Consider the following 18,083-nt stretch of genomic DNA (forward strand, 5'->3'; position numbering starts at 1 on the left):
GCTGCGCGTAGCTTCGGTAGTGACTAAGGGCCGGAAGTATGAAGAAAAACGACCCGCTGCAGCTTAAAAAATTTTTGGATAAATCATGACAATCATGCCGAACTTGTTTCGGCATCCCCTTGCGATTGGGCAACTTTAAGAGAAAAGAACAAACTGCTTCCGTTTTTGATAACCTTCTCAGTTCAGAGGAGATGCCAAAACAAGTTTGACATGACAAGACTACACATACACAAACACCAACATTCTACACTACTCACCGATTTAAAGCCACAAAACAGAAAAGCCCCACAGGCATCGAACCAACCGGCCAACACCTGCAGGACTCTATCAAAATAAAAATCCGTCTTTTCTGTTTCTACTGTCTTTCCCCTCTTCCGACCTCCGACTTCCGTCTTCGGACTCCTCCCTACATCCTTACCCGCAGTGCCACCACCACATTGCGGCCGGGTGCCGAAAAGCCGGAGGCAAAAACGCGGTAGTTGCGGTCGAGGATATTCTCTACGTTGGCCTGCAGCACAAGGCGGTCGGTAAACGTATAACCGGTGTTGACATTCAGCGTAGTCCAGGCCGGCATACCATCAGGCGTGGCATATTGCAGGTTGTCTTCACCATTGGGGTTGTAGTCTTTTGCTTTCTTCCAGCCATTGTACAACGCAAACGCTTCGGCACGCAAACGGCCTTGTGTAAACGAAACAGCGGTTTTGCCATACACCGGCGGAATATGATCCATCGGGATGGTGCCTTTTGCCGCATCGTCGAGTTCGCCTTTGGTGTACGTGAGTGTTGAGTACAGCGATAACGCCTGCGTAAAATTCAACGTTACCGAAGCCTGCGCACCGTAAATCGTGGCCTTGTTTACATTCTGGTTGCCAAAAACAGGCACCTGGGCGCCATTGTAGGCTACAGTTGTTTGCCCATTTAGTGCAAATGGAGCCAGTGCAATGGCATTGCGCAACAGGGTGTAAAATGCGTTTGCTTCAACTTTCACCACATCACCAAATTGCTGTTGCGTACCCAGGTCAAACGTGTACGTGTACTCGGGTTTGATGTCCCGGTTGGGAACGATCAATTGGTTGGCAGCCGTCTCAAAAACCCGTGCGGCATCATCTACATTCGGTGCCCTGAAGCCCGACGAAGCACCAATGGTGTACCTGCTTTCTGCCGTAGGCATGTAAGCTAGCCCAATGTTGCCGGTAACAGCAATATTATCTTGCTCTATTTCGGTAAATGGAAAACGGAAAAATGAATTGTCGGCAATGATGCTGCGCAACGAAACCGCCTGCAGGCGCACCCCATCGTTGAGCACCAGTTTGCCACCGGCCCATTTAGCAATATGCTGCGCATATATACCCACGTTATGAAAGCGGTTATCGCCATTGGGGTAACGGCTGTCCAACGGGCTTGCCGTTCCGTTGTTGATGTTTTGCTTGAATGCACTTGATTGCAGCCAATTAAGCTGTGCATCAATACCGGTGGTCAGTTCGTGTTGCTTCCAGTATTTTTTACCATCAACCAATATGTGCACCACATCCAGGTCTTCAATACGGTTATCGCGGCTGGCATTGCGGTAGTTGCGTTGGTGCCTGCTTTCTTTCAATCGCTGGTACGATGCAATGGCCCGCAGGTTATCGAAGAAACCTGCGCCGGTAATGTTCAATTCATACGCCGCCAGGCCGCGTTGCTGCGGACCATAATACCACTCTGCATAGCGAAGCGCACCGTTGCGTACATCCTGCAGGCGGTCGTAGCGCGGAATGTCCGACGAGTTGGACCATTGCAGGTTTAGCCCGTGGCTTACCCGCGCATTTTGCTGAAACAACAATTTCTGCGTGATGTCCATTTGCCGATAACCCGAAAAACGCTGGATGCGGTCGTCGCTGTTTTGCACAATGGAATCAATGCCATTAATGCGGGTCACATACTGGCTGCGCCGGCCAAAGTTGGGATACTTGTCAGGGTAATTGTCGCCCATTCGCAGGTCGTTAAAATCGCTTACCGTGTATGATTGCAGCCAGGCCCAACGTCGGCCGCCAATGCTGGCATCGGCATGCAGCGTACGTTCGTTGGCGGCGCTGCCATAGCGGGCAAACGCGGTGCCGTTGAATGCAGTTTTGCCGGTGGTGGAAAGTTGTGGCGCTTTGGTGCGAAACAGCACCGCACCACCCAATGCATCGGAGCCATACAACGTAGATGCGGGCCCGTACAGCACCTCCACACGTTCCAGCATGTTTTGATCCACCGTAATGGCGCTTTGCAAATGCCCTGCACGGTAAATGGCGTTGTTCATACGAATGCCATCCACTACCAGCAGCACCCGGCTGGCTTCAAAGCCGCGCAGCACCGGCGAGCCGCCGCCCATCTGGCTTTTTTGCACAAACACATTGCCGGTGGTTTGCAGCAGTTCGGCCATGGTTGGCGTGTTCAATTGGGCAATGCGTCCGGCTGAAACAACATCTACTTTTTGTACAATATTTTTTCTGCGCTCCGCAAATTTGTTGGCGTATAAGATCACTTCTTCCATGTTGCGTTCCGCCAATGTATCGGTTTGGGCAAATGCACCACTCCACAGGCCCAGCACTGCTGCCAGGCCAAATATTTTCTTCATGTGTGTTGTAAAATTTATATAGAACCGTTAGCTCGTTACTGTTGTAATAAATGCCGTGTTATAGAAGTAGCCTTGTATATACGGCGTCAATATTGTGCAGGTGTACCCGCACAGCATTTACCTAAAAAGCTGTCCTATTATTTTTGTAAATACAAATCCTCGCTATGCAGTTGTACCGCATACTGTAATTCGTTTATATAAGACTTTGTTCTCAGGAAAGGTGCAGCCAGGGCGGCAGCGCATTGGTGTTGGAGAAGGGATTTTTGTATAGGCAAACGGGCCGCATTCGATGCGTAACCCAAGCCTTCAAAGGGGATAATAACAAGACCAATATAGGGATGGCCACCACGCATTGCAACAGCAATAAAATCCTGTTGAACAAACCTGCATTGGTGCTGTGGTGCACTGCTTTTTGGAGCAACTGCGCTACCGCAGTTTCCATGTCATCAAAGTGGCCGGTAACGGCGATGTAATTGCCGCTGTAGGTAACCTTACTGGCGTCGAAAAAGCGGCCCCCGATCTTCAGCTCACGGCCCGGTTCTTCCCAACGCACCGCATCTTTGTGCAGCACTATGGTTTGTTGCCGCCGGCCTTCCAGCCGCGCAGCAGCCGACACTTTAAGCAGGTATTGGGTTGTTTGCAGGCAAAACAGCAGCAGCAGCGGTGCCAGTATCATCCCGGCAACGCCCAGCAGGAGCAGCAGTTTATTTTTTCTACGCCACAACATTTCAGACTATCAAAGTACTGGTATTAGCCGCATAAAAAAAAGCCCGGTACAAAGGAATGCACCGGGCCTAAATACAGAAGGAGCGGACTGTTCCGTCCTCGTCATTACATTGTTATACCAGGATGTTGCCGGTCATATCGATAGGCACGGGCAGGCCCATCATGGTGAGGATGGTAGGGGCCACGTCGCCCAGTTTGCCGGCTTTTATTTCGCCGCGCCATTCTTTATCAATAATAAACAGCGGCACCAGGTTGAGTGTATGCGCCGTGTTGGGCGAACCATCGGAATTGATCATAAAATCGGCGTTGCCGTGATCGGCGGTAAGGAACACCGTGTAGCCGCTGTTCAGGGCTGCAGTAACCACGCGTTCCACACAAGAGTCAACCGTTTCTACCGCTTTGATGGCTGCCGAAAACACACCGGTATGGCCCACCATATCGGCGTTGGCATAATTGAGGCAAATAAAATCGGGATTGCCCGCTTCAATTTCCGGAACGATGGCATCGGTCAGTTCAAGTGCACTCATTTCCGGCTGCAGGTCGTAGGTGGCCACTTTCGGCGATGGCACTAAAATGCGGCTTTCGCCATCAAAAGTGGTTTCGCGGCCGCCGCTGAAAAAGAAAGTAACGTGGGGATATTTTTCCGTTTCGGCAATGCGGATTTGTTTTAATCCCTGCTGCGCAATAACCTGCCCCAACGTGTTATCGAGGTTGTCGTTTTTAAAAATGATATGGATGTTTTCAAAGGTCGAATCGTACTCTGTAATGGTGGTGTAGTACAGGTTCAGTTTTTTCATGCCATATTCCGGCATATCGGCCTGCGTCAGCACTTTGGTGATTTCGCGGGGCCGGTCGGTGCGGAAGTTGAAACACAGCACAGCATCGCCATCCTTAATGGGACCAACCGGCAAACCACCTTCCATAATTACGGTTGGCTTGATGAATTCGTCAGTCACACCTTCGGTGTAGGCCTGCACCACGGCTTCAATGCCGTTGGCTGCAGTGGCGCCTTTTGACTTAACCATTGCATCGTAAGCCAGTTGTACCCGCTCCCAGCGGTTATCGCGGTCCATGGCAAAATAGCGGCCATTCACCGAAGCAATTTTACCCACGGTTTTATCGACGTGCTCCTGCAATTCGGTAATAAAGCCCAAGCCGCTTTTCGGGTCGGTATCGCGGCCATCGGTAAATGCGTGAATGAACACATTGGTTACGCTTGCTTCCTTGCAAATGTCGAGCAGCGCCTTCAGGTGGTTGATGTGTGAGTGCACACCGCCATCACTCACCAGTCCCATCAGGTGCAGTGCCTTGCCATTGTTGCGGGCATAATCGAGGGTGGCAATCAGTTCGGGGTTGCGGGCCAAAATACCTTCGCGGATGGCCACATTAATACGCTGCAGTTCCTGGTACACTACGCGGCCGGCACCGAGGTTGAGGTGGCCTACTTCGGAGTTGCCCATTTGCCCTTCGGGCAGGCCTACGTCTTCGCCGCAGGTGGTGAGCGTGGTATGCGAAAACTTGCCGTAAAGCGATTGTACAAAAGGAACATTGGCGTTCTGAATAGCATCGGCCCCTTTTACCTGGCCGAGTCCCCAGCCGTCCATTATAACGAGTATGACTTTGCGTTGTGCCATGGAGTGGTTTGTTGTTGAATGGCTGCAAAGCTATCGAAAACGTGAAGGTTTTGTTTATTTTGACTGCCTGATCTTTAACAGGTGATTTAGGCATATTTTTCGATCTTACGGGCAAATTTCAGACATGAAAAAATATTTACTCCTGTTAACCCTTGCTTTTTCCATCATCACGCTGAGTGCCTTCGGCCCCGGCCAAAGCATTGAAAGCGTGATTGGCGCTTTGCGCAATGGTAATACCTCCGAGTTGTCGCGCTATATGGATGGCAACCTGGATATTTCGATGCCGAACAAAACGGACACCTACAGTAAGGCGCAGGCCGTGCTGATCCTGAAAGATTTTTTTGCCCGCAACGGCGTCACCGGTTTTGAAGTAAAACACAAAGGCGATAACAAAGGCAATGAATATTGCATTGGTATGCTCAACACCAAATCGGGCACCTACCGTACTACGGTGTTTATGAAAGCCGATGGCGGTAAACAACTGATCAAGGAGATACGCTTTCAGCCCTAACCGGTGCGTTGCAGGAGTTAAAGAACATAAAAATGGCCTACCGGTTGGTAGGCCATTTTGCTATGTGTATGTTTAGCGCTTTGCTTTTGATTTTGCTTTAGCGGCAGCTTTGGTCTTTGTTTTCAATGCTGCTTTTGTTTTGGCTTTTGCTGCAGTTTTGCCTTTTGCTTTAGCTGCTACTTTTGACGCCGACTTAGCAGCAGCTTTTTTGCCTGTTGCTTTTGCCTTTGTTCCGGTGGTGGCTTTCGTTTTGGTCTTTGCTTTGGCACCTGCCTTTTTTGCACCCTTGCTTTTTTTGGCGGCCCGCCTGTTGCTGTTTTCGGCCGCTTCTTCTTTCAGGCGCTCCTGCTCAATGCGGCGGTTTCCGCGCATCACTTTCCAGTAATCGTTGCCATAGCTTACAAAAATTTCGCTGCCCGCAGGTATGTCTTGTTTTGATTCCAAAAACACACGGTCGTTTTCATCGCGGTAGTACAGGCAATTGTTGGTGATGCCTTTTACACGGGTAAATCCGCGGGCATCGTTGGCATAGCGTGCCAATGCTTTCAAGGAGCGTTTGGCATCAATTACACGGCCCGGGTGCACGGTAAACAGGTATGCATTATCGTGGTCGTGCTCCACTTCTTTCCAAGTAGTAACGCGTCCTTTATACTCAATGATGCGGGTGCCTTTGGGGATAAATTTTTTGGTAAACAAACCTTTGCCGGCGCCGGGCAGGGTGGAGTTTTTGATTACCAGGATGTGTTCCAGTAAAGCCATAATCAACGAAGAAAAGAAAAGGGCGCCAATAAAACAGCAATAGGGACAGAAATTTAAATAGACGACAGACAATAGATAATAGAATATAGATAATAGATTATAGATGGCAGACTGTGAACGCCCCAATCTATTAATATCGTCCTTAACCTTTAGTCTGTTGTCTGTTATCTAATGTCTGTCGTCTAGTGTTCAGCCTTACACAATACCGTTAAGCGAAATTTCATCGAGGAACGACTGCAGCAAACCGGTGTCGGTAAATGCTGTGAACTCTTTTACTTTTTTGGAGCTGCTGTCGCAATGCATGGTTACGTAAAACGCATCCAACTGAAACAAAAACCGGATCATGGGCAGCTCTTTTTGTTTGCCCACCAAAACACCTTCACACATCAGCGCCTTGGTTTTTTCCCCTTCGCTGAGCATAATGAATTGAGATAACTTCATGACCACACAATTTGCATTGCCGGCAAAGGCTGGCAACAGGTTAGTGAATTCGTTGCAAAAAGGCAGATGCAGTGAGGCAGGCACCGGATACTAATCAGTGCACATTAATGAAACGAATAAGCTGAAGCGAATGCAAATGAACCGAACACTTTTCCGAGGCAGATTACTGGTTGCATAATCTTACGATTTAATCTAATGATAGAATCGAGGCCGGGAAATGTAACAGGCTGCCTAAAACGGCAGCAGGGCGAGCTAAATCAGAGCGTTAAGGTAAGCAATTTATAAAAACGGCCTGCAGCAACCGCAGGTTAAATTTTCTTAATAATAGTGTGCCGTTTTGTTTTACATCTAAAGCTGGCCACCTTAATATAAATGAACCTTAACGACATGCCATTAATAATAGGGCATATTTGGTGAATAACGCAAAAGGTTGAATGCCGTATCTTCCGCCTGCATTTTTTACCCGTTGTGCTTTTCTGCAACTGTCGCAAAGCGAAAATCGCGATGCGCAGAGGGTAAACCTGCACAAGAACCTTAACGATGTAAACCGCCATGCACAAACAAAACAAGTATCTGCTCCCTTTTATTCTTGTAACCAGCCTGTTTTTCCTCTGGGCGTTCCTGCACAACATCAATCCCATATTGATACCGCATTTAAAGAAAGCCTGCCAACTCACCGATACCGAATCGGCGCTGATCGATTCTTCTGTTTACCTGGCTTATTTCCTTATTGCGTTGCCTGCAGGCTGGTTTATGTACCGCTATGGGTTTAAACGCGGCATCATGGCAGGCCTGCTGCTGTATGGCGTTGGGGCACTTCTTTTTTTACCCGCAGCATCTACGCGTAGCTATGGCTTGTTCCTGGGTGCGCTGTTTATTATTGCCAGCGGCGCCACTTTTCTTGAAACAGTGGCCAACCCATTCATCACCAAACTGGGCGATGAAAAAACGGCAACGCAACGCCTCAACTTTGCACAATCATTTAATGGCGTGGGTGCTTTTATTGCACCCATCATTGGCGGTCAATTTATTCTTTCGGGCATTGAGCACACGCCAGAGCAGTTGCAGCAAATGCAGACTGCCGGCACGCTGGAGGCTTACCTGCAAAGCGAAGCATCGGCCATCAAAATTCCCTACCTCGTTATTGCGGTACTGGTGTTGCTGCTGGCTGCATTTTTTTTTGTTACCAAACTCCCCGAAGGTGAAGGCAAAGAAGGGGAAGCGAAAGTTCCTTTTTCGTTCCGTGTGTTGCGCCACCGGCAGGTGCGTTGGTCGGTTGTTGCACAATTCTTTTACATCGGCGCACAGGTTTGCGTGGGTTCGTTCTTTATCCGCTTTTCAAAACATGTAATGGATATGCCGGAAAAAGATGCGGCATTTTACTGGGGCTCCATTGCGATGGTGGGCTTTATGCTCGGCCGCTTTACCGGCACTTTCTTTATGAAATATATACGCCCCGAAAGACTGCTGGCGCTCTATTCTGTTATTTGTATGGCGCTGCTGGCAGTGGCCACATTTGTTTCGGGCCCCGTTGCTGTGTATGCGCTGATGGCAGTTCCTTTTTTTATGTCCATCATGTTTCCTACCATTTTTGCCATTGGCATTCATGGCTTGGGACAGGAAGGAAAAATTGCTTCTTCGCTGATTGTGATGGCTATTGTTGGCGGCGCACTGTTCCCGCTGCTGATGGGGAAAATATCGGATGCCACCGGCGGCAACATCCAAATCGCTTATATAATACCGTTACTTTGCTTTATAGTGGTGCTGGCTTTTGCTTTACAGCAAAAAGCTTCGGTGCCGGATGGGGAAGGCGCACTGGCTTTAACCCATTAAAATGGAATCGTACAAAAGGTTTGGCGCGGCTGTGAAATGCATTTTGCCAAATAAGAAAAACGTTTAAAATACAAAACAAGGATGCTTCAGTTAACGCAAAAAAAAGCAGTGATCACTGGTGCGGGCAGCGGCATTGGCAAAGCCACTGCGCTGTTGTTTGGTCGCCAGGGTGCGGAGGTGCATGTGCTGGACCTGAACAGCGATGAAGCTGCTGCAACAGCTGCAGCGATTAAAGATGCCGGTGGACAAGCATCGGCGCATGTGTGCAATGTGGTGAATCAGCAGGAAGTGCAGGAAGTGCTGCAAGGAATTGGCCAGGTAGATATTTTGGTAAACAGTGCCGGCATATCGCATATTGGCAAAGCCGATAATACCAGCGAGGCCGATTTTGACCGGGTATTTAGCGTAAACGTAAAAGGTGTGTATAACAGCATTCATGCGGTGCTGCCGCTGATGTTGGCGCAAGGCAAAGGTGTAATCCTGAACCTGGCGTCGATTGCCGGCATCGTAGGCATCCCGGATCGCTTTGCTTACAGCATGAGTAAGGGCGCCGTTTATGCCATGACGCTTTCCGTGGCCCGCGATTATTTACACCAAAATATTCGCTGCAACTGCATATCGCCGGCACGGGTGCACACGCCGTTTGTGGATGGGTTTTTGGCAAAGAACTATCCCGGCAGGGAAGCCGAAATGATGCATAAATTGAGCAAGTCGCAGCCCATTGGCCGCATGGCCAACCCCGATGAAATTGCAACTTTGATCTTGTATCTATGTTCCGATGAGGCATCATTCATCACCGGTTGCGATTATCCTATTGACGGCGGTTTTATCAAGCTCAATAACTAAACGCTTTTGGTACTGCTACCGCAAAATCGACCCTTTACATTTGTGAACCTTAAACCACTTTGCTTTATATGAAACTTTTTCGCTTTGGCCAGCCCGGTGCAGAAAAACCGGGTGTGGTAGTGGACGATGAATACCTCGACGTATCTTCTTTTGAAACCGATTATACCGAGCAGTTTTTTGCAACAGGCGGCATGGCGCGGCTGCAGCAGTTTGTGACGGCGCGAAAAGATAGCCTGCCCCGCATGCCGGAAGGCGAACGCCTGGGGCCGCCACTGGCAAGGCCATCGAAGATTGTGTGCATTGGCCTCAACTACGCCGATCATGCAAAAGAAACCGGGGCACAAACACCTTCGGAGCCCATCATTTTTATGAAATCGACCACGGCGCTGTGCGGCCCAAACGATGATACGATGATTCCTCGCGGCTCGGAAAAAACCGACTGGGAAGTGGAACTGGCAGTTGTGATCGGCAAAAAAGCAACTTATGTAGATGAAGCCGATGCGATGAATTATGTGGCCGGCTATTGCCTGCACAACGACCTGAGCGAACGGGCTTTCCAACTGGAACGCAACGGCACCTGGGATAAAGGCAAAGGCTGCGACACGTTTGCGCCACTTGGTCCCTGGCTGGTAACAAAAGATGAAGTTGCGGATGTCGATAATCTTCGGTTGTGGCTTACCGTGAATGGAAAAAAAATGCAGGATGGAACTACCGCCAACCTGATTTTTAAAATCCCGTTTCTGGTTTCCTACGTCAGCCAGTTTATGACTTTGCTGCCCGGCGATGTGATCTCAACAGGTACTCCCGCCGGTGTGGGCCTCGGCATGAACCCACAGGTATACCTCAAGCCCGGCGATGTAGTGGAACTTGGCATCGACGGACTGGGTACGAGCAAACAAAAAGTAGTTGCTTATAAAGCGGGTTAAATTCAAAAGGCAAAGTTCAAAAAGTAAAAACAGCTAACAAAAAGTTGCTTCCGTTTTTGACTTTTGAATTTTGCCTTTGTACTCATTTGCCATCACTTCCATCTTACTCATTCTATGCGCATCGACAGTCACCAACATTTCTGGCATTACAGTCCCGAGCGGCATTCATGGATAACGGATGATATGTCGGCTATCCGCCGCGATTTTTTGCCCACCGATCTGCAGCCCATTTTAACACAGCACCGCTTTGATGGCTGCGTGGCAGTACAGGCCGACCAGGTGGAAGCGGAGAACAATTTTTTATTGTCGCTGGCAGCAGAAAATCCGTTCATAAAAGGTGTTGTGGGTTGGGTGGATTTGCAGGCTGATAACATTGAAGAGCGGCTGGCGCATTACCGTCAAATGCCCGCCATGAAAGGCTTTCGGCATGTGCTGCAGGGCGAAAGCGACCGTGCATTGATGCTGCGGCCCAATTTTAAAAGAGGCATTGCTGCATTGCAACAATGGGGCTTTACTTACGACCTCCTGGTGTTTACCGACCAACTTCAATATTGCACTGAACTGGTGGCATATTTCCCTGATCAGCCCTTTGTGCTCGATCATATTGCCAAGCCGCAGATCCGGGAAGGAAAGATTGACAAATGGGCAAAAGATATACGGCAGTTGGCGCAACATCCCAATGTTTGCTGCAAGGTTTCGGGCATGGTTACCGAGGCCGCCTGGCAGGATTGGAAGCAGGCGGATTTTACACCGTACCTGGATGTAGTTGTCGAGGCATTTGGCGCCAACCGTTTGCTGTATGGGTCCGACTGGCCCGTGTGTAATGTGGCCGGTGGTTATGATGCCGCACTGAACATTGTAGCGCAATATTTCAGATCTTTTTCCGCAGCAGAACAGGCTGCTATTTTTGGTGAAAATGCAGCGCGTTTTTACAAGCTGTAAGCCAATATTTTTATTAACTGTAAACAGCCGTTCCGGGTTGTTTCAAAATAAACCAATTCATCATGAAGCCCATTCGCACCGCAATTTGTTCGTTCGGCATGTCGGGAAAAGTGTTTCATGCGCCGTTCCTGCACGTACTTCCCGGTTTTGAATTATATGCCGTGTGGGAGCGAAGCAAACAACTGGCCGCGGCCAGTTATCCATACATCCGCAGCGTGTCTACTTACGAAGAATTGCTGGCTGATGATACCATTGAATTGGTGGTGGTGAACACGCCCAACTACACGCATTTTGAATACACCAAAATCGCATTGGAAGCGGGCAAACATGTGCTGGTAGAAAAGCCATTTACCGCCACTGAAGGCGAGGCCCAAACATTGGCAGCACTGGCAGCAGAAAAAGGCAAAGTGTTAGCCCTGTACCACAACCGCCGCTGGGACAGCGATTTCAAAACGGTGCAACAAGTGTTGCAGCAAGGTGTGTTGGGCGATGTTGTGGAAGTGTCGATTCATTTTGATCGGTACAAAGTGGAACTAAGCCCGAAGCAACACAAAGAAGTGCCGCAACCCGGCACAGGCGTGCTGTACGATCTTGGTTCGCACCTCATCGACCAGGCACTGGTGCTGTTTGGTATGCCGCAACGCGTATTTGCCGACATCCGCACCGTGCGGCCAATCTCTAAAGTGGACGATTACTTTGAAGTCCTGCTGTATTATCCAACGCTTAGGGTGCGCCTGCATTCAAGCTACCTGGTGCGGGAAGCAGGGGCCGGGTTTATTTTGCACGGTTCCAAAGGTTCGTTTTTAAAATCGCGGACCGATGTGCAGGAAACTGCGCTGACCGAAGGCCAACTGCCCACCGGGGAAAACTGGGGCACCGAGCCGCAAAGCGAAAGCGGCTTACTGCACACCGAACGGGATGGCGTCGTGGTTCGTGAAACAGTGGAAACCCTGCAGGGCAACTATGCCGGTTTGTACGAAGGTGTATGGCAGGCCATACGCAACGGTGCATCGGTGCCCGTTAGTGCTGAAGATGGCATCGCCATCATCCGCATCATTGAAGCGGCACACCGCAGCAACCGCGAAGGCCGCGTGGTGGATCTGTAAAATAGTTGACTTTATTTTCTGCGCAGCAGCTTGTAATAAATGCGCTCCGGCAGGTCGCCAAAAATAAGCAGGCTTACTTCGCATACCCATAGCCGTTGTTTCAGCACTTTGCCTTCTCGTGGATAAATGCGGTAGTACGCACCGCCCTGTGGCGCGGGGCAAAACTCATCGAGCACCAGCACCGAAGCGCCTTCAAAAGCAGTGCGCTCCAATCGCAGCCATAGCTCGTTGCTGCGGCGTGCCAGCAGGTGCAGCAGTTCGTCTATGCCCGAAGTGAGCACCACCTCGGTAGGCGGCTTTCCGTTGGCGCCGGTTAGTACCAGTCGCCAGCATCCTTCCAGCTTTACAAAACAAAAAGCCTCTTCAAAGGCCTGTGGGGCGGGTTGGGCGTGCAGGGCAAGTTCGTTAGCCAACATATTCGGTTAATGGGTTATAAATACGGAAGGCTGGGTGAAACTACCTTTTGAAGTATCATCTTTTTACGTCACTGCAAAGGGGTAGCAATATCCTGCCTTATTCGGGTTGCAAGTTAGCCAGGTGTGTTCGATAGCTTTGGTAAATAAATGTCAATACTTATTGCAAAGTGCTGATTGTTCTTTAACCAATGTGCTTGAAACCATTACGTATTAAGAATATGGAGCTACCCGTTTGCCTGCCTTTTTACAACATTATTGTTGCTGTTTGCAACAACCTTACAACAGTAATCAAATTTATCGGGGTTTAAATGCAGGGGTAGCGAATGAGCCAAAATACCCGTCGCTACATTTCGATATTTTTTAATGCTGTGCCGTTTTTTCGTTTTTTATTTAAATAAAATGGCTGTTGCTGCTGTTTACTGTTGTATTTGTTCAAATTTTTTTTATAAATCATTTGCCAGGCGTTTATTTCTCGGTACACTTGCGATACGATATGTGGCGCTGCCATGTTTTTCTTTGTTCACCATGCCATTAAGGAAGCATTTTATACATGAAACTTTCCCGGTCAAACCTTAAACATATTTCAGCCAAAAGCCTGAGTATCCCTAACGACGCAATTTTTTCACTGCCAGAAAAGGTGCTGCAATTTGGCACCGGTGTATTGCTGCGCGGGCTGCCCGATTACTTTATTGACAAAGCCAATAAAATGGGCCTGTTCAATGGCCGCGTGGTAGTGGTAAAAAGCACGGCGCAGGGAAGCATCGATGCATTTGAAACGCAGGATGGGTTGTACACGCTGTGCATCCGCGGTGTGAGGGAAGGAAAAGCGGTTTCGGAAAATGGGATCAATGCATCTATCAGCCGGGTGCTCAATGCCGCCAGCGAGTGGAGTGCTATTTTGGAATGTGCCCACAACCCCGAGTTGCAGATCATTATCTCCAACACTACAGAGGCCGGTTTTCAATTGGTGCCCGATGATATTCATGCGGCACCGCCGGCTTCGTTCCCGGGCAAGCTGCTGGCATTTTTATACCAACGTTACCAGGCATTTGGCGGCAGCCCCGAAAGCGGCATGGTCATCGTGCCTACCGAGCTGGTGCCGGACAACGGAACTAAGCTGGCGCAAATGATGCAGCAGCTGGCGCAGCAGGCCAACCTGGAGCCCGCTTTTGCCCAATGGCTGCAGGCGCACAACCGCTTTTGTAATTCGCTGGTCGATTGTATAGTTCCGGGCATACCCGATACTGCAGCAAAGGCTGCCATTGAAAAAGAACTGGGTTACGAAGATGCGCTGCTCACCATGTCGGAAGCATACCGGCTGTGGGCCATTGAAGGCGACGACCATGTGCGGCTGGTATTGGGTTTTGCAGCAGCCGATCCAAGTGTGCTCATTGCGCCAGACATTAGGCTGCACCGCGAACTGAAATTGCGCCTGCTCAATGCCACGCATACACTGAGTTGCGCCGTTGCATTTTTGGCGCCGTTTGCAACGGTAAAAGATGCCATGAACAATGCTGGCTTTACGCGGTTTTTAACCGGGCTGATGCTCGAAGAAATTGCGCCAGCCATACCTTATCCTGTAGACGCCAGTGTGGCCGAAGCTTTTGGTCGCCAGGTGCTCGACCGGTTCCGCAACCCGCATATACGTCACCAGTGGCTGTCCATTAGTGTGCAGTACACGGCCAAAATCAAAGCCCGTTGTGTGCCGCTGTTGCTTGAGCATTATAGTAAAAATGCAACCGCGCCGCAGCTTATGGCGCTGGGCTTTGCCGGTTACTTAGCATTTTCCAAAGCAGTGCGCCAGCAGGATGGCCAGTACTTTGGCGAATGGAATGGTCAATCGTATCCCATTCAGGACGATCAGGCCGCAACGCTGTTTGCGCATTGGCAAAAAGGGGAGGCCGCTGCTGTAGTGCAAGCTGTTTTATCCGATACAACGTTGTGGGGCACCGACCTTACTCAGTTGCCCCTGTTTTCCGAAACGGTGCTGGAGCATTTGATGATAATTTTGGCTGGTGGCTTGCCACAGGCGCTCCAACTGGACGCTGACCATGCACAGCCGACACCTGAAATGAAGCACCGCATTACAAAAATTCATCCCGACGATAACGTGCTGGTGGCACTGGCCAACCTGGAAGCAGGCGAAACGCTCCATTATAGCGGTGATGCGTACACGCTGCCGGGACGGGTGCCTGCAAAACATAAATTTGTAACCACCGATCTGCAACCCGGCGATCCTGTTTATATGTATGGTGTGCTGGTGGGTAAGGCCCATACGGCCATTGTACGCGGCGGTGTTATTACCACCTCCAACCTCAAACATGCGGCCAGCCCGTTTACCATTGGCGACCGCAAACTGGATTGGCCCAAACCCGATGTTTCGAAATTTGCCAACCGCACATTTAGTGGTTACCACCGGCGGGATGGCAAAGTGGGCACTGCCAACTATTGGGTGGTGATCCCCATGGTATTTTGCGAAAACCGCAACCTCGATGTGCTGCGCGAATCATTGGTAGAAGAATTGGGTTTTGGCCGTAACCGGCAAAACCGCGTAGCGGTGGCCCAACTGGTAGATCTGTATAAAAGTGGCGCATCGGTTGATGCCATCTTAAACGCCGACCTGCAAGTGGCGGAAACGGCCCAAAAGCGGGCAGCACTTTTTCCCAACGTCGACGGCATTAAATTTCTAACCCACGATGGCGGCTGCGGTGGCACCCGACAGGATGCACAGGCATTGTGCGGCCTGCTGGCAGGTTATATTGCGCATCCCAACGTGGCAGGCGCCACGGTGTTAAGCCTGGGCTGTCAAAATGCACAGGCCCAAATGCTGCTTGAGGAGCTTGCCAAACGCGATCCTTCGCTCAGCAAACCGGTGTATGTATTGGAACAACAGGCAGTGGGCACCGAAGCCAACCTTATTTCCGAAGCCATCAAGCAAACTTTTGCCGGGCTGGTGTATGCCAATAGCCTGGAACGCAAACCTGCGCCGCTGAGCAAATTGTGCATTGGGCTGGAGTGCGGTGGCTCTGATGGTTTTTCCGGTATTTCAGCCAATCCTGCTATTGGTTATACATCCGATTTGTTGGTAGCATTGGGTGGCTCTGTTATCCTTTCCGAGTTTCCGGAGCTATGCGGCGCCGAGCAAAACATTAGCGACCGATGTGTGGATACCGAAACGGCACAACGTTTTGCCCACCTGATGCAGGTATACAACCAGCGGGCGGTGGAAGCAGGTTCGGGCTTTGATATGAACCCATCGCCGGGCAACATCAAAGATGGCCTTATTACCGATGCCATTAAATCGGCTGGCGCAGCCAAAAAAGGCGGTACCTCGCCGGTGGTGGCCGTGCTCGATTATCCCGAACTGGTAACCAAACCGGGATTGAACCTCCTGTGCACACCGGGCAACGATGTGGAAAGCACCACCGCCGAAGTAGCTTCGGGTGCAAACGTTGTGTTGTTTACCACCGGCCTTGGCACGCCGACAGGCAACCCGGTTGCGCCAGTGGTAAAGATCTCGAGCAACACGGCACTTGCACAAAAAATGCACGACATCATCGACATAGATACAGGCACCATTATCGATGGCGAGGAAACCATTGAACAGGCCGGCGAACGCATTTTGGAATACGTGATCCGCGTAGCCAGTGGAGAGCAGGAAGTATGTGCCGTTCGGAAAGGGCAGGATGATTTTATTCCGTGGAAACGCGGTGTGTCGTTATAAGGTTTTGAACCACGAAGGCACAAAGTAACAAAGGTTCACTAAGATGTTTCTATATGTTGCTTGGTGTGCTTAGCGTCTTTGTGGTTCAAAAAAGAATCAGCAACCTTCCGGGTAAAACCGGGACAACCATAATTGTGATGAATAAGTTTTTAGACGAGGACTTTTTATTGTACAGCAAAACGGCCCAGCGGCTGTACCACGAGTATGCCAAAGGCATGCCCATCATCGACTATCATTGCCACCTGCCACCCGACCAGATTGCCAATGATCACCAGTTCGAAAACATAACGCAGGCGTGGCTGTATGGCGACCACTACAAGTGGCGAGCCATGCGCACCAACGGTGTGAACGAAAGCTACATTACCGGCAACCGAACCGACCGCGAGAAGTTTGAAAAATGGGCAGAAACAGTGCCGTACACGCTGCGCAACCCGCTCTATCATTGGACCCACCTAGAGCTGCAGCGATATTTCGGCATCACCGAGTTGCTCAATAAAAACACGGCTGCCGATGTGTATGAAGCCGCTTCGGCGCAAATGCAAACGCCACAATATTCAGTGCGTAGTTTGCTGCGCAAAATGAATGTTCGCGTGGTGTGCACCACCGACGATCCTATCGATTCATTAGAGCATCATAAAAAGCTGGCAGGTGATGATTTTGATGTAAAGATTTTGCCGGCGTTTCGTCCGGATAAAGCGATGAACGTAGATGATGTATCTGCGTTCAACCAATACCTGGGCCAACTAGAAAGTGTAACCGATATTTCCATTCATAAGTTTGATGATTACCTGTATGCATTGAAACAGCGCCACGATTATTTTGCAGCAAATGGCTGCTCTGTTTCCGACCATGGCCTGGAGCAACTATATGCAGATGATTATACCGAAGCGGAGATCAAAACCATTTTCAACAAAGCCCGCTGTGGCATGGTGCTGACGCATGCCGAAAACTGCCAGTTCAAATCGGCCATGCTGCACCAGTTTGCCGTGTGGGATTGGGAGCGGGGCTGGGTGCAGCAATACCACTTGGGTGCACTACGCAACAACAATACCCGCCTGCTGCGCCAGTTGGGCCCCGATACCGGCCTTGATTCCATTGGCGATTTTCCTCAAGGCAAAGCGCTGTCGCGTTTCCTGGATAAATTGGATAATAAGGACCAACTTACGAAAACGATCTTGTATAACCTCAACCCCGCCGATAACGAATTGTTTGCGGCAATGATTGGTAATTTCAATGATGGTTCAGTTCCGGGTAAAATGCAGTTTGGCTCTGGCTGGTGGTTCCTCGATCAAAAAGACGGCATGACCAAACAGATCAATGCCTTGTCCAATATGGGTTTGCTGAGCCGCTTTGTAGGCATGCTTACCGACAGCAGAAGCTTTCTTTCGTTTCCGCGCCACGAATATTTCCGCCGCGTGTTGTGTAATATTTTAGGCAGCGAAATGGAAAGCGGCGAATTGCCCAATGACCTCGAGCTGGTGGGCAGCATGGTGCAGGATATTTGTTACAACAACGCCGCCAATTATTTTAACTGGCAGGAGGCAGGAACAACAGTGCCGGCTGCCGCTGCTTCATAAATAGAGTTGTGCGCAACTGCAGTTTATTTTAGGTAAA

At 50.0% G+C, this 18,083-nt stretch carries 15 protein-coding genes; 8 read left to right on the forward strand and 7 right to left on the reverse strand.

The genetic code is table 11. The annotated features are described in order from the left end of the window. Positions 1 to 406: 406 nt before the first annotated feature. The 3 genes from DRJ53_RS11375 to gpmI form a co-directional block, all read right to left on the reverse strand. A complete protein-coding gene (locus DRJ53_RS11375; RefSeq protein WP_114235768.1) occupies positions 407 to 2,605 on the reverse strand; it encodes a TonB-dependent receptor in 2,199 nt (732 codons plus the stop codon). A 211-nt stretch (positions 2,606 to 2,816) separates the two neighbouring features. Then, the gene (locus DRJ53_RS11380) at positions 2,817 to 3,332 is read right to left on the reverse strand and encodes a hypothetical protein (RefSeq protein WP_114235769.1); all 516 of its coding nucleotides are present in this window, start codon (positions 3,330 to 3,332) and stop codon (positions 2,817 to 2,819) included. Positions 3,333 to 3,444: 112 nt separating this feature from the next. Next, positions 3,445 to 4,965: a 2,3-bisphosphoglycerate-independent phosphoglycerate mutase gene (gpmI, locus tag DRJ53_RS11385; RefSeq protein ID WP_114235770.1), complete on the reverse strand. Its 1,521-nt coding sequence runs from the start codon at positions 4,963 to 4,965 to the stop codon at positions 3,445 to 3,447. Between the two features lie 124 nt (positions 4,966 to 5,089). Here gpmI and DRJ53_RS11390 point away from each other — a divergent pair, with 124 nt between their 5' ends. Further along, the gene (locus DRJ53_RS11390) at positions 5,090 to 5,476 is read left to right on the forward strand and encodes a DUF4783 domain-containing protein (RefSeq protein WP_114235771.1); all 387 of its coding nucleotides are present in this window, start codon (positions 5,090 to 5,092) and stop codon (positions 5,474 to 5,476) included. 72 nt (positions 5,477 to 5,548) lie between these two features. Here the strand turns inward: DRJ53_RS11390 and DRJ53_RS11395 are convergent, their stop codons facing one another. Further along, a complete protein-coding gene (locus DRJ53_RS11395; RefSeq protein WP_114235772.1) occupies positions 5,549 to 6,235 on the reverse strand; it encodes an SET domain-containing protein in 687 nt (228 codons plus the stop codon). Positions 6,236 to 6,430: 195 nt separating this feature from the next. Beyond that, complete coding sequence (locus DRJ53_RS11400; protein ID WP_114235773.1) at positions 6,431 to 6,676, reverse strand: hypothetical protein; 246 nt, start codon at positions 6,674 to 6,676, stop codon at positions 6,431 to 6,433. Positions 6,677 to 7,228: 552 nt separating this feature from the next. Here DRJ53_RS11400 and fucP point away from each other — a divergent pair. The 5 genes from fucP (at position 7,229) to DRJ53_RS11430 (ending at position 12,329) form a co-directional block, all read left to right on the forward strand. Then, entirely contained in the window at positions 7,229 to 8,509 is a 1,281-nt protein-coding gene (gene fucP, locus DRJ53_RS11410) for an L-fucose:H+ symporter permease (RefSeq protein ID WP_114235775.1), read from the forward strand. 81 nt (positions 8,510 to 8,590) lie between these two features. Next, positions 8,591 to 9,355, forward strand: a complete 765-nt coding sequence (locus tag DRJ53_RS11415) for an SDR family NAD(P)-dependent oxidoreductase (RefSeq protein ID WP_114235776.1) — start codon at positions 8,591 to 8,593, stop codon at positions 9,353 to 9,355. A gap of 68 nt (positions 9,356 to 9,423) precedes the next feature. Further along, entirely contained in the window at positions 9,424 to 10,281 is an 858-nt protein-coding gene (locus DRJ53_RS11420; RefSeq protein WP_114235777.1) for a fumarylacetoacetate hydrolase family protein, read from the forward strand. Positions 10,282 to 10,395: 114 nt separating this feature from the next. Next, complete coding sequence (locus DRJ53_RS11425) at positions 10,396 to 11,223, forward strand: amidohydrolase family protein (RefSeq protein WP_114235778.1); 828 nt, start codon at positions 10,396 to 10,398, stop codon at positions 11,221 to 11,223. Positions 11,224 to 11,285: 62 nt separating this feature from the next. Continuing rightward, positions 11,286 to 12,329, forward strand: a complete 1,044-nt coding sequence (locus tag DRJ53_RS11430) for a Gfo/Idh/MocA family oxidoreductase (protein WP_114235779.1) — start codon at positions 11,286 to 11,288, stop codon at positions 12,327 to 12,329. 11 nt (positions 12,330 to 12,340) lie between these two features. On the opposite strand, the gene DRJ53_RS11435 is transcribed toward DRJ53_RS11430, so the two are convergent. Both DRJ53_RS11435 and DRJ53_RS21310 read right to left on the reverse strand, forming a co-directional pair. Next, entirely contained in the window at positions 12,341 to 12,745 is a 405-nt protein-coding gene (locus DRJ53_RS11435) for a DUF6717 family protein (RefSeq protein WP_114235780.1), read from the reverse strand. A gap of 343 nt (positions 12,746 to 13,088) precedes the next feature. After that, positions 13,089 to 13,253, reverse strand: a complete 165-nt coding sequence (locus DRJ53_RS21310; RefSeq protein WP_155523211.1) for a hypothetical protein — start codon at positions 13,251 to 13,253, stop codon at positions 13,089 to 13,091. 42 nt (positions 13,254 to 13,295) lie between these two features. Here DRJ53_RS21310 and DRJ53_RS21830 point away from each other — a divergent pair, with 42 nt between their 5' ends. Next, complete coding sequence (locus DRJ53_RS21830; RefSeq protein ID WP_114235781.1) at positions 13,296 to 16,469, forward strand: tagaturonate reductase; 3,174 nt, start codon at positions 13,296 to 13,298, stop codon at positions 16,467 to 16,469. Positions 16,470 to 16,606: 137 nt separating this feature from the next. After that, positions 16,607 to 18,046: a glucuronate isomerase gene (uxaC, locus tag DRJ53_RS11445; protein WP_114235937.1), complete on the forward strand. Its 1,440-nt coding sequence runs from the start codon at positions 16,607 to 16,609 to the stop codon at positions 18,044 to 18,046. Positions 18,047 to 18,083: the final 37 nt, after the last annotated feature.

It is taken from the genome of Paracnuella aquatica (assembly GCF_003332885.2).
In the GTDB taxonomy this organism is placed as follows: domain Bacteria; phylum Bacteroidota; class Bacteroidia; order Chitinophagales; family Chitinophagaceae; genus Flavisolibacter; species Flavisolibacter aquaticus.